The organism is Phreatobacter sp. (assembly GCF_052440005.1).
Classification (GTDB): domain Bacteria; phylum Pseudomonadota; class Alphaproteobacteria; order Rhizobiales; family Phreatobacteraceae; genus Phreatobacter.
On sequence record NZ_JBQVQL010000115.1, the window covers coordinates 1 to 12,268 of the forward strand.

The 12,268-nt window shown below is 70.0% G+C and carries 11 protein-coding genes; all 11 read left to right on the plus strand.

Features of this window, described 5'->3' with window-relative positions; all coding sequences use genetic code 11:
- Positions 1-58 precede the first annotated feature (58 nt).
- A complete protein-coding gene (locus tag ACT6XY_RS20340; RefSeq protein WP_444750130.1) occupies positions 59-973 on the plus strand; it encodes an EamA family transporter in 915 nt (304 codons plus the stop codon).
- Positions 963-2,072 (plus strand): CobW family GTP-binding protein, encoded by a 1,110-nt coding sequence (locus ACT6XY_RS20345; RefSeq protein WP_444750131.1) that lies wholly within the window; start codon positions 963-965, stop codon positions 2,070-2,072. The genes ACT6XY_RS20340 and ACT6XY_RS20345 overlap by 11 nt, the downstream gene beginning before the upstream one ends.
- A 58-nt stretch (positions 2,073-2,130) precedes the next feature.
- Positions 2,131-2,907, plus strand: coding sequence for a trans-aconitate 2-methyltransferase (gene tam / locus ACT6XY_RS20350; protein WP_444750139.1), 777 nt, complete (start codon positions 2,131-2,133; stop codon positions 2,905-2,907).
- Between the two features lie 38 nt (positions 2,908-2,945).
- The gene (locus tag ACT6XY_RS20355; RefSeq protein ID WP_444750132.1) at positions 2,946-3,698 is read left to right on the plus strand and encodes an SDR family NAD(P)-dependent oxidoreductase; all 753 of its coding nucleotides are present in this window, start codon (positions 2,946-2,948) and stop codon (positions 3,696-3,698) included.
- 62 nt (positions 3,699-3,760) lie between these two features.
- The gene (locus tag ACT6XY_RS20360; protein ID WP_444750140.1) at positions 3,761-4,348 is read left to right on the plus strand and encodes an ANTAR domain-containing response regulator; all 588 of its coding nucleotides are present in this window, start codon (positions 3,761-3,763) and stop codon (positions 4,346-4,348) included.
- Complete coding sequence (locus tag ACT6XY_RS20365; protein WP_444750133.1) at positions 4,345-5,502, plus strand: CmpA/NrtA family ABC transporter substrate-binding protein; 1,158 nt, start codon at positions 4,345-4,347, stop codon at positions 5,500-5,502. The genes ACT6XY_RS20360 and ACT6XY_RS20365 overlap by 4 nt, the downstream gene beginning before the upstream one ends.
- A gap of 396 nt (positions 5,503-5,898) precedes the next feature.
- The gene (locus tag ACT6XY_RS20370; RefSeq protein WP_444750134.1) at positions 5,899-7,221 is read left to right on the plus strand and encodes a CmpA/NrtA family ABC transporter substrate-binding protein; all 1,323 of its coding nucleotides are present in this window, start codon (positions 5,899-5,901) and stop codon (positions 7,219-7,221) included.
- Between the two features lie 86 nt (positions 7,222-7,307).
- A complete protein-coding gene (gene ntrB, locus ACT6XY_RS20375) occupies positions 7,308-8,225 on the plus strand; it encodes a nitrate ABC transporter permease (RefSeq protein WP_444750135.1) in 918 nt (305 codons plus the stop codon).
- An 11-nt stretch (positions 8,226-8,236) separates the two neighbouring features.
- On the plus strand, positions 8,237-9,037 hold the full coding sequence (locus ACT6XY_RS20380) for an ABC transporter ATP-binding protein (RefSeq protein ID WP_444750136.1): 801 nt from the start codon (positions 8,237-8,239) through the stop codon (positions 9,035-9,037).
- A gap of 11 nt (positions 9,038-9,048) precedes the next feature.
- Entirely contained in the window at positions 9,049-10,257 is a 1,209-nt protein-coding gene (locus tag ACT6XY_RS20385; RefSeq protein ID WP_444750137.1) for an NAD(P)/FAD-dependent oxidoreductase, read from the plus strand.
- Position 10,258: 1 nt separating this feature from the next.
- A partial coding sequence (locus tag ACT6XY_RS20390; protein WP_444750138.1) for a molybdopterin oxidoreductase family protein occupies positions 10,259-12,268 on the plus strand: 2,010 nt, incomplete at its 3' end.

Consider the following 12,268-nt stretch of genomic DNA (forward strand, 5'->3'; position numbering starts at 1 on the left):
CCGCCGCTGCGGCCGCCGCCCGCCAGGCTCCCCGACAGCAGCGCCCGCGCGAGCGCAGGTGACCCTCTCCCCCGTCGCCTTCGGCATCGCGGCGGCGCTCGCCTCGGCGACCGCCTACGGCATCAACATCGTCTATGCGCGCATGGCGACCCAGCAGGGCGTCTCGGCCGCCGACCTCGTGTTCCTGCGCGTCTTCCTCATGCTCGGCGCCGTCGGCGTCGTGGTGGCGCTGCGCGGCCGCAGCCTCGCCATCGCTCCCGCCGGGAGGCCTGCGATCCTCGCCCTCGGCGTCGCCTCGGCAGGCGTCGGCCTCGCCTATTTCTTCGCGGTCTCCTTCGTACCCATCGGCATCGCGGCGATCATCTTCTACACCTTCCCCCTGCTGATCCTGCTGGCGAGCCCCTTCGTCGAGGGCGGACGGCTGACCCTCCAGCGTCTCGGGGTCTTCGCCCTCGCCTTTGCCGGCCTCGCCATCGCCCTCGGTCCGGGCCTCGGCGGCATCGACATCCGCGGCATCGCGCTCGCCGCCCTCGCCAGCACGCTGGCCGCCTGGCAGTTCTTCATGGCGGCACGCGCCGGGCGGCAGGCCCCGCCCGCCCTGCTGATGTTCTGGTCCCACGTCGTCATCATGCCCATCGCCGGGACCGCAGCCCTCCTCCTCGGCGGCATCGGCTGGGGCGCCATCGGCACCGCCTGGTTCGCCAGCGCCATGACGGTCGCCGGCTATCTCCTCGGCTTCGCCCTGCAGATGGTGGCGGCAAGGCGCGCCCCCGCAGCCCTCATCGGCCTCGTCTTCTGCCTCGAACCGGTCGTCGCCATCCTCTTCGCCGGCCTGATCCTTGGCGAAACGCTCGGTGGTGCCCAGATGGTGGGGAGCCTCCTCGTCCTCGCCGCCCTCGTCGCCTCCTCCCTGTCGGAGCTGAGGCGCGAGAGCCCGCCAACGATCGCCGCCGCACCCTCCGATGTCCGCTGAACCTGCCCCCCGCCGTCCCCGCCCGCCCGTTCCCGTCACCGTGCTGACCGGGTTCCTCGGCGCCGGCAAGACGACCCTTCTCAACCGGCTCCTCGCCGACGAGGGGATGAAGGACACGGCCGTCCTCATCAACGAGTTCGGCGAGATCGGCCTCGACCACCTCCTGGTGCGCACGGTCGAGGACGGCATCGTCATGCTGTCCTCGGGCTGTGTCTGCTGCTCGGTGCGCGGCGACCTGGTGGCGGCGCTGGAGGATCTCCTGCGCGCCGTCGACAACGGCCGGATCGAGCCCTTCGGCCGCGTCGTCATCGAGACGACCGGCCTCGCAGACCCGATCCCCGTCATCCATACGATGATGGCGCACCCCTATCTCGTGCTGCGCTACCGGCTGGACGCGGTGATCACCGTCGTCGACGCGATCAACGGCCTCGCCACCCTCGACGCCCACCCGGAAGCGGTGCGGCAGGCGGCGGTGGCCGACCGCATCGTCGTCACCAAGACCGACCTCCTGACGGATGGCCCGGCCCGCGAGACCTTCGACCGGCTCATGACCCGCCTGTCGCAGCTCGCACCGGCCGCCCACAGGCTCGATGCCGCGAAAGGCGAGGCGACGGCGGCCGAAGTGCTCGCCGCCGGTCTCACCGACCCCGTCACCAAGATCGCCGACGTCTCCCGCTGGCTCAACGAGGAGGCCCTCGCCGGCGCCGACGGCTCGCATACCCACGACGACGGCATCCGCGCCTTCGCCCTCACCAGCGACCAGGCCATGGGCTCCGCCGCCTTCGACATGTTTCTCGAACTGCTGCGCGGCGCCCATGGGCCGCACCTGCTCCGCGTCAAGGGCGTGGTGAAGATCGCCGAGTTTCCCGACCGCCCGGTGGTCGTGCATGGCGCCCAGCACGTCTTCCACCCCACGACCGTGCTCGATTCCTGGCCGGACGGCGACGCCCGCACCCGCCTCGTCTTCATCCTGAAGGACATGGACCCCGCGGTGATCCAGGCCCTGCACGACGCCTTTCTCGGCATCGCCCGGCCTGACCAGCCGGATCGCGCGGCGCTGACCGACAACCCGCTCGCCATTCCCGGCATGCGTTTCTGACGCGCCCCCGCTCTTGCCCGCCGCCCGGTCCGGTGATCGACTGGAGCAGGAGGCCGTGATCATGGACTGGTCGGCGAAGCAATACGTCAAGTTCGAGGACGAGCGAACGCGCCCCGCCCGCGACCTCCTGGCGGCGGTTCCGACACGCGAGCCACGGCGCGTCGTCGATCTCGGCTGCGGCCCCGGCAACACCACCGAACTGCTGCTGAAGACCTATCCGAAGGCTGAGATCATCGGGATCGATTCCTCACCCGACATGATCACCAATGCCCGCGCGCGCCTCAGCGGCATCTCCTTCGCCGTGGCGGATCTCACGACCTGGCGGCCCGACCCTGCCGAGCACGTCGACATCATCTATTCCAACGCCGTCTTCCAGTGGATCGGCGGCCACGAGACTATCCTGCCGCGTCTCGTCCATTTGCTGCCCGAAGGGGGCAGCCTCGCCATCCAGATGCCCGACAACCTGGACGAACCGAGCCACGTCGCCATGCGGGCAGCCGCCGTCGCCGGACCCTGGGCGGGCAAGCTCTCGGGCGCCGAGGAATCGCACACACCCATCGCCTCGGCCGGCGACTATTACCGGCTCCTCAAGCCCCACGCGGCGCGGGTGGACGTCTGGCGCACGGTCTATCACCACCCCCTGGAGGGCATCGAGGGCATCGTCGAGTGGTTCAAGGGCTCGCGCCTGCGCAGCTATCTGGGGCCGCTCGACCCGGCCGAGCGCGAGGCCTATCTCGCCGCCTACCGCGAGGCCCTCGCCCCGCACTATCCCGTCGACGCCGAGGGCAAGGTGCTGCTCGCCTTCCCGCGCCTTTTCATCGTCGTCACGCGCTGACCAGCCTCCAACGAAAAAACACTCCCGAGGAAACATCCATGAACCGCATCGATCTCGCCGGCCGCACGGCCGTCATCACCGGAGGCGCGCGTGGCATCGGCTTCGCCGCCGCCGAGCGCATGCTCGACTCGGGCGCGGCCGTCGCGCTCTGGGACGTCGACGCGGCGAAGCTCGCGGAGGCGGAGGGCAAGCTCAAGGCGAAGGGCCGCGTCTCCACCCATGTCGTCGAGCTCACCGACGAGGGCTCCGTCCAGGCCGCGACCGATGCCACCGTCGCCGCTCACGGCGGCATCGCCATCCTCGTCAACAATGCCGGCATCACCGGCGGCAACGGCAAGACCTGGGAACTCGCCCCCGACGTCTGGCGCCGCGTGGTCGAGGTCAATCTCGTCGGCCCCTACCTCACCTGCCGCGCGGTCGTCCCCGTCATGCTGAAGGCCGGCTACGGGCGCATCGTCAACATCGCCTCCATCGCCGGCAAGGACGGCAACCCCAACGCCTCGCACTACTCGGCCTCCAAGGCGGGCCTGATCGGCCTCACCAAGTCGCTGGCCAAGGAGCTCGCCACCTCCGGCATTCTCGTCAACTGCATCACCCCGGCAGCGGCCAAGACCGAGATCTTCGACCAGATGAAGCAGGAGCACATCGACTTCATGCTCTCGAAGATCCCGATGAGCCGCTTCCTCCAGGTCGAGGAAGCCGCCGCCATGATCGCCTGGCTCTCCTCCGAGGACTGCGCCTTCTCCACCGGCGCCGTCTTCGACATTTCGGGAGGCCGCGCCGTCTACTGAGGCCTTGCCGGCTCTCCTTGTGCGGTGCACCATGAGCGAAGTCCGCCGACGGAGTTCCGCCCCTGAGTGACCTCAGTCTGACCATCGCCATCGTCGACGAGAGCCGCTCCCGGGCCGCCATCATCGAGGAGGGGCTGCGCGATGCGGGCTATTCCCGCATCGTGCACATTGACGAGATGACCAATCTCCTCGCCCGCCTCTACGCCACCGACCCCGACGTCGTGGTCATCGACCTCGAGAATCCCTCGCGCGATGTGCTCGAGCAGCTGTTCCAGGTCTCGCGGCTGGTCAAGCGGCCCGTCGCCATGTTCGTCGACCAGTCCGACACCGGCATGATCAACAAGGCGATCGAGGCCGGCGTCTCCGCCTATGTGGTCGACGGACTGAAGAAGGAGCGGGTGAAGTCGATCCTCGACATGTGCGTCGCCCGCTTCCAGGCCTTCGCGCGGCTGCAGAACGAGCTCGACCAGGCGCGCTCCGCCCTCGAGGAGCGCAAGATCGTCGAGAAGGCCAAGGGCCTGCTGATGCGGCACAAGGGCATCTCGGAGGACGAGGCCTACACGCTGCTGCGCCGCCGGGCGATGAACGAGAAGAAGAAGCTGGGGGACATCGCCCAGGCGGTGGTCACCGGACTGGAGATGCTCGGATGAAACGGATCACCATCGGCTTCATCCCGCTCACCGACGCAGCGCCCCTCATCGCCGCCCACGAGCGAGGTTTTGCCGCCGAGGAGGGCCTGTCCTTCGATCTCGTTCGCGAGGTCTCCTGGGCCAACATCCGCGACAAGCTCTCCATCGGCCTGTTCGACGCCGCCCACATGCTCACCCCCCTGGCGCTGGCGAGCGCGCTCGGCATCGGCCACGTCAAGGTTCCGATGATCGCGCCGGTGACGCTCGCCCTCAACGGCAACGCCATCACCCTCTCGGCCGCCTTCGTGCGCGAGCTGGGCGATCTCCCGGAGGATCCGGTCGCGGCCCTGCCGCTCATCGCCGCCGCCATCAAGCGCCGCGAGAGCGCCGGCCTCAGCCCCCCGGTCTTCGCCTCCACCTTTCCCTTCTCGACCCACAACTACATTCTGCGCGCCTATCTCGCCGCCGGCGGCATCGATCCCGACCGCGACGTCCAGCTCGTCGTCATCCCGCCGCCGCTCATGGCGGGGTCGCTGGAGAAGGGACTGATCGACGGCTTCTGCGTCGGCTCGCCGTGGAACTCGGTGGCGGTCGACCGCGGCGCCGGCCACATCCTGACGCCGAGCTCCGCCCTGTTCTCGCGGATCCCCGAGAAGACGCTGGTGATCGGCGACACGCTGGCGGCCGGCGACGGCGAGACGCTGCGCGCCATCATCGCCGCCACCGCCAGGGGGGCGGCCTGGTGCGCCGACCCGGGCAATGCCCTCGAACTCGCCGCCATGCTTTCCGCGCCGCATTATCTCAGCGTCGCCGCGCCGCTCGTCCTGCGCACCATCGAGGGCCGGCTGATCTTCACCCCAGGCGGCCCCTCCCGCTCCGTGCCGGACTTCATCCGCTACGACGTTCCAGGCGCCGCCCGCCCCGATGCCGGCCGCTACGCCTGGCTCTACGCCCAGATGGTGCGCTGGGGGCAGACGCGCTTCGATCCCGCGGCGGCGGCCCGCATCGCCGCGCTGATCCGCACCGACCTGTTCGACGCGGCCGTGGGGGCGGAGGGTGCGACCGGGGACGACGACCCCATCGGCAGCATCCTCGAACCGGCCTTCGATCCCGGCGATCTCGCCGGCTATCTCGCCCGCTTCGACGTCCGCGGGCTGCCGAAGGCGCGCGGCTGAGCGAAGTTTGCGCTGCACAACGAAACGGCAGCCGGCACGCCGTCTGCCACCGTTTCGAACGTTTCCAGCCTCCACGCCCGCGCTGAGCCCCCGCCGAACCCGCGCCAGACCTCGCTTTGCGGGCAGCGCGCCACTTGGCACGGCGCTTGAATGCAATGAAGGCGAGGAGCGGCCGCGAGGCTGCCGCCCGGGCCCAATGCTGGGCCCTCATCAGCAACGCCGCTGACAAATGTCCGACGTGCCGGCTTCCCCTGCGGGAAGGAATGGTGACGACGGAACTTTGTCGGCGGTTTTTTTGTGCCCGGAACCAGCCGGGCGGCCTTCGAGGAACGAACAGAGCCGCGGCCCGCGCGGCCGATCACGAACCTGCCCCTTGACCGTAACCGGGACCCGACGATGACAACGACCTTCCAGGCAAAGTCCCTCTCCGCCGGCCGCACGAGCCGCCGCGCCTTCCTGAAGCAGACGGCCGCGACCGCCGCGCTCCTCGCCGCCGCCAAGGCCGCGCTGCCCGCCGGCGCCTTCGCGCAAGGGGCGGGCCCCGAGGTGAAGGGCACCAAGCTCGGCTACATCGCGCTCACCGACGCCGCGCCGCTCATCATCGCCAAGGAGAAGGGCTTCTACGCCAAGCACGGCGTGCCCGACATGGACATCTCCAAACAGGCCTCGTGGGGCGCGACGCGCGACAACATGGCCCTCGGCACCAAGGCCAACGGCATCGACGGCGGTCATATCCTCCGGCCCAAGACCCACCTCTACACCACCGGCAAGGTGATGCAGAACAGCCAGCCGCTGCCGATGTACACGCTCCTCAACCTGAACGAGGACGGCCAGTCGATCTCGATCTCCAACGAGTACAAGGATCTCGCGATTCAGAAGGATGCCTCGCCGCTGAAGGCCGCCTTCGAGCGCAAGAAGGCCCAGGGCAAGGAGCTGACGGCCGCCATGACCTTCCCGGGCGGCACCCACGACCTGTGGATCCGCTACTGGCTCGCCGCCGGCGGGATCGACCCCGACAGCGACATCAAGGTGATCGTTGTGCCGCCGCCGCAGATGGTCGCGAACATGAAGGTCGGCACCATGGACTGCTTCTGCGTCGGCGAGCCCTGGAACGAGCAGCTCGTCAACCAGAACATCGGCTACACCGCCATCACCACGGGCGAGCTCTGGTTCAAGCACCCGGAGAAGATCCTCGGCATGCGCGCCGACTGGGTCGACGCCAACCCGAAGGCGACCCAGGCCATCCTGATGGCGGTGATGGAAGCGCAGCAGTGGTGCGACAAGATGGAGAACAAGGAGGAGCTGGCGCAGATCGTCGGCCGCCGCCAGTGGTTCAACGTTCCCGTCAACGACATCAACGGCCGCCTCAAGGGCAACATCAACTACGGCCACGGCCGTCGCGTGGCCGATTCGCCCCTGCGCATGAAGTTCTGGGGCGAGGGCGGCGCCGTCTCCTATCCCTGGAAGAGCCTCGACACCTGGTTCGTCACCGAGAACATCCGCTGGGGCAAGTTCGAGCCGAACACCGACATCAAGGCGCTGGTCGACAGGACCAACCGCTCGGACCTCTGGCTCGCTGCCGCCAAGACCCTCGGCGTCGCAGGCGTGCCGACCTCGGATTCCCGCGGCGTCGAGACCTTCTTCGACGGCGTGAAGTTCGACCCCGCCGATCCGCAGGCCTATCTGCGCGCCCTCAAGATCAAGCGCGCCCAGGTCTGAGGTCCAGCCGTCCGCCCGTCAGGGCCGGTCACCACCCCGCCGCCCGGTCTCCGGGCGGCCTTCTCACCTCCGGCAAGAGAGCGCTCATGTCCCGTCCCGCATTGAGAGCCGTCGACACCATGCCCGATCCGTCGGCCGCCGCCCCGCCTCCCCCGGTCCCGGTGGCGACCCCGGCCCCGGCTGCCGCGCCCGCGCCGGAGAGGTTCGACCGCCTGACGTCGAAGGCCGTCGCCACCGCCAGCGCCGTGGTGCCGCCCCTCCTCACCCTGGCGCTCATTCTGCTCGTCTGGGAGATCCTGTGCTCGGGCGCCGGCGCCACCCTGCCCTCGCCGAGCCAGGTCTGGCGCGACTCCAGCGACCTGATCCTCGATCCCTTCTTCGTCAACGGCAGCCAGGACATCGGCCTCGGCTGGCGCGTGCTGACCTCGCTGCAGCGCGTCGCCATCGGCTTCGGCCTCGCGGCGCTGGTCGGCATCCTCGTCGGCACCATCGTCGGCCAGTCGACCTGGGCCACGCGCGGCCTCGACCCCATCTTCCAGGTGCTGCGCACCGTGCCGCCGCTCGCCTGGCTGCCGATCTCGCTCGCCGCCTTCCGCGACGCCAATCCGAGCGCCATCTTCGTCATCTTCATCACGGCGATCTGGCCGATCCTGATCAACACCTCGGTCGGCATCCGCAACATCCCGCAGGATTACCGCAACGTCGCCGCCGTGCTGCGGCTCAACCAGATCGAGTTCTTCTGGAAGATCATGCTGCCCTCCGCGGCGCCCTACATCTTCACGGGCCTCAGGATCGGCGTCGGCCTCGCCTGGCTCGCCATCGTCGCCGCCGAAATGCTCACCGGCGGCATCGGCATCGGCTTCTTCATCTGGGACGCGTGGAACTCCTCCAAGCTCTCCGACATCATCGTCGCGCTCGTCTATATCGGCTCCGTCGGCTTCATCCTCGACCGGCTGATTGCGGGGCTCGCGACCATCGTCACCCGCGGCACCGCGGCCAATTGAGGACACAGGCGATGAAACAGGCCCCCTATCTGCGGATCGACGGCGTCGACAAGACCTTCACCCGCGGCAACACGTCGAACAACGTGCTCTCGAACATCCATGTCGGCATCGACAAGGGCGAGTTCGTCTCCATCATCGGCCATTCCGGCTGCGGCAAGTCCACGCTGCTCAACATCATCGCCGGCCTCACGCCGGCGACCTCCGGCGGCGTGCTACTCGACAACAAGGAGGTGAACGCGCCCGGCCCGGACCGCGCCGTCGTCTTCCAGAACCACTCCCTGCTGCCCTGGCTGACCGTCTACGACAATGTCCGCATGGCGGTGGACAAGGTCTTCGGCTCGACCAAGTCGCGGGCCGAGCGGCACGAGTGGACGCTGCACAAGCTCGACCTCGTGCACATGACCCCCGCCAAGGACCGCCGCCCTGCCGAAATCTCCGGCGGCATGAAGCAGCGCGTCGGCATCGCCCGGGCGCTGGCCATGGAGCCGAAGGTGCTGCTGCTCGACGAGCCCTTCGGCGCCCTCGACGCGCTCACCCGCGCCCATCTCCAGGACTCGGTGATGCAGATCCACGCCACCCTGCAGAACACCATGATCATGATCACCCACGACGTGGACGAGGCCGTCCTCCTGTCGGACCGGATCATCATGATGACCAATGGTCCCTCCGCCACCATCGGCGAGATCCTCGAGGTCTCGCTGCCACGCCCGCGCAAGCGGCTCGATCTCGTCACCAACAGCACCTACATCAAGGCTCGCGAGGCGGTGCTGAAGTTCCTCTACGAACGCCACGCCTTCGTCGAAGCGGCCTGACGGACGCGGCCATGTCCGAACCGCTCGTCGTCATCGGCAACGGCATGGCCGCTGCGCGCCTCGTCGAGGAGCTCGGGCGGGTGGCGCTCGGCCGCTATTCGGTCCTCGTGGTGGGGGCCGAACCCCACCTCGCCTACAACCGCGTCCTGCTCTCCGCGGTCCTGGCCGGCGAGATGGGCCGCGACGAGACCGAGCTGAAGCCTCTGGGTTGGTGGCAGCACCAGGGCGTGACCCTCGTCTATGGCCGCAAGGCGGTCTCCATCGACCGCGACCGGCGCGAGGTCCGGCTGGACGACGGCCGGACCCTTCCCTATGCGCAGCTCGTGCTCGCCACAGGCTCCGACCCGATCCGCCTGCCGAAGCCCGGCATGGACCTGCGCGGCGTCGTCACCTTCCGCGACCATGCCGACGTCGACGCCATGCTGGCGGCAGCCGGACCCGCGCGCCGGGCCGTGGTGATCGGCGGCGGCCTTCTCGGCATCGAGGCGGCTTCGGGCCTGGCGGCAACGGGTGCGCGGGTCACCCTCGTCCACCTGATGGACCGGCTGATGGAGCGCCAGCTGGACGCCGAGGCGGCGGGCCTCCTGAAGGCGGGGCTGGAGGCGCGCGGCATCGCCATCGAACTCGGCGCCGACACCGCGGCCGTCGCCGGCGAGGGCCGCGCCACGGGCCTTCGCCTCGCCGACGGCCGGGTTCTTCCCGCCGATCTCGTGGTCTGCGCCGTCGGCATCCGGCCGAGCGCCGCCCTCGCGCGCGAGGCGGGCCTCGCCACCGGTCGCGGCATCCTCGTCGACGACCGGCTCGCCACTTCCGATCCCGCCATCCACGCCATCGGCGAATGCGCCGAGCATCGCGGCATCTGCTACGGGCTGGTCGAGCCGGCGCTCCAGCAGGCGGGCGTCCTCGCCAGCAACCTCGCCGGCCGCCCGGCGACCTACGAGGGCACGGTTCTGGCGACCAACCTCAAGGTCTCCGGCATTCCGGTCTTCTCCGCCGGCGATTTCGAGGGCGGCGTGGGGACAGAGACCGTTCTCTGGCGCGATCCGGCACTCGCCACCTATCGCAAGCTGGTGCTGCGCGACGGCGCCCTCGTCGGCGCCCTTCTCTACGGCGAGACGGGCGACGGGCCCTGGTATCTCGACCTCATCCGCTCCGGCCGCCCGCTCGGCCTCCTGCGCAACGACCTGATTTTCGGGCGCGCCCTGGCGGAGGCCGCCTGACATGGCCCTTCACGGCGCGCTTCCCTCTCCCGTGGCCACCGCCTGCCCCTATTGCGGTGTCGGCTGCGGCGTCCTCGCCGGAGCCGGCGCAGACGGTCGTCCGACCTTTTCAGGCGATCCCGCCCACCCCGCCAACCGCGGCCGCCTCTGCGTCAAGGGCTCCGCACTCGGCGAGACGCTGGGCCTCGAGGGCCGCCTCCTCCACCCGATGATGCGTACGCGCGCCGGCAGCATGGAGCGGGTGTCGTGGGACGACGCCCTAGACGCCGTCGCTGGCGGGTTCCAGCGCGCCATCCGGGACGGGGGGCCGGACGCGACTGCGCTCTACCTCTCGGGCCAACTCCTCACCGAAGACTATTACGTCGCCAACAAGCTCATGAAGGGCTTCGTCGGCACCGCCAATGTCGACACCAATTCGCGCCTGTGCATGGCCTCTTCCGTCGCCGGCCACCGCCGCGCCTTCGGCTCCGATACCGTGCCGGGCACCTATGAGGACCTCGACGAGGCCGACCTCCTCGTCCTCGTCGGCTCCAATGCCGCCTGGTGCCACCCCATCCTCTGGCAGCGCATGGTGGCGAACCAGCAGGCGCGCGGCGCCCGCATCGTCGTCGTCGATCCGCGCCGCACGGCGACGGCGGCAGAGGCCGATCTCGTCCTGCAGATCCGGCCGGGCACCGACGGCGTGCTCTTCGCGGGGTTGCTGGTCCATCTCGCCGACGGCGGCCGGCTGGACGAGGCCTATCTCGCCGTCCACACCACGGGTTTCGAGGAGGCCCTGGTCCGCGCCCGCGCGATCGCGCCGACGCTCGCCGCCACGGCCGCAGCCACCGGCCTGCCGGCGGAGGAGGTGGGGCGCCTCTTCGCCTGGTTCGCCGCGACGGACAGGGCCGTCACCCTCTACAGCCAGGGCGTCAACCAGTCGGCGCAGGGCACCGACAAGGTCTCCGCCATCCTCAACGTCCATCTCGCCACCGGCCGCATCGGCAGGCCGGGCATGGGCCCCTTCTCCCTCACCGGCCAGCCCAACGCCATGGGCGGCCGCGAGGTCGGGGGCCTCGCCAACATGCTGGCGGCCCATATGGGCTTCACCGCCACCGACATCGACCGCGTCCGCCGCTTCTGGGGCGCGCCGCGCATGGCCGAGCGCGAGGGCCTGAAAGCCGTGCAGATGTTCGACGCCGTGGCCCGTGGCACCGTCAGGGCCCTCTGGGTCATGGGCACCAACCCGGCCGCCAGCATGCCGCGCGCCGACCATGTCCGCCGCGGCCTCGAAGAACTCGACCTGCTCGTCGTCTCCGAGAACGTCCTGTCCAACGACACCGTCAACTCCGGCGCCCATATCCTCCTGCCCGCTGCGGCCTGGGGCGAGAAGGACGGCACCGTCACCAACTCCGAGCGCCGCATCACCCGCCAGCGCCCCTTCCTCGCCCTGCCCGGAGAAGCCCGACCCGACTGGTGGATCGTTGCCGAGGTCGGCCGGCGGCTCGGTTTCGGCGAGGCCTTCTCCTGGACCGGACCCGCCGCCATCTTCCGCGAGCATGCCGCGCTTTCGGCCTTCGAGAACCGCGGCACGCGCGACTTCGACCTTTCCGGCCTCGCAGCCCTCTCCGAGGCCGACTACCAAGCTCTCCAGCCGGTCCAGTGGCCGGTGCGCACGCCGGGGGACCGCACCGACAAGCGCTTCTTCGCTGCCGGCGGCTTCTTCACCGCCGACCGCCGCGCCCGGCTCGTCGCCATCGCGCCGCCGGCCCTCGCCGAAGGCCCCGATGCGGCGCGGCCCTTCCTGCTCAACACCGGCCGCCTGCGCGACCAGTGGCACACCATGACGCGGACCGGACGGGCGCCGACCCTCGGCCGCCACAGCCCTGAGCCGCTGGTCGGCATCCACCCGGACGATGCGGGGGCGCTGGGACTGGCGGAGGGTGACGTCGCCCGCCTTGAGACTGCCCACGGCGCGGCGCGGCTGCGCGTCGCCCTCGACGCCGGCCAGGCGCGCGGCGAGGTCTTCGCC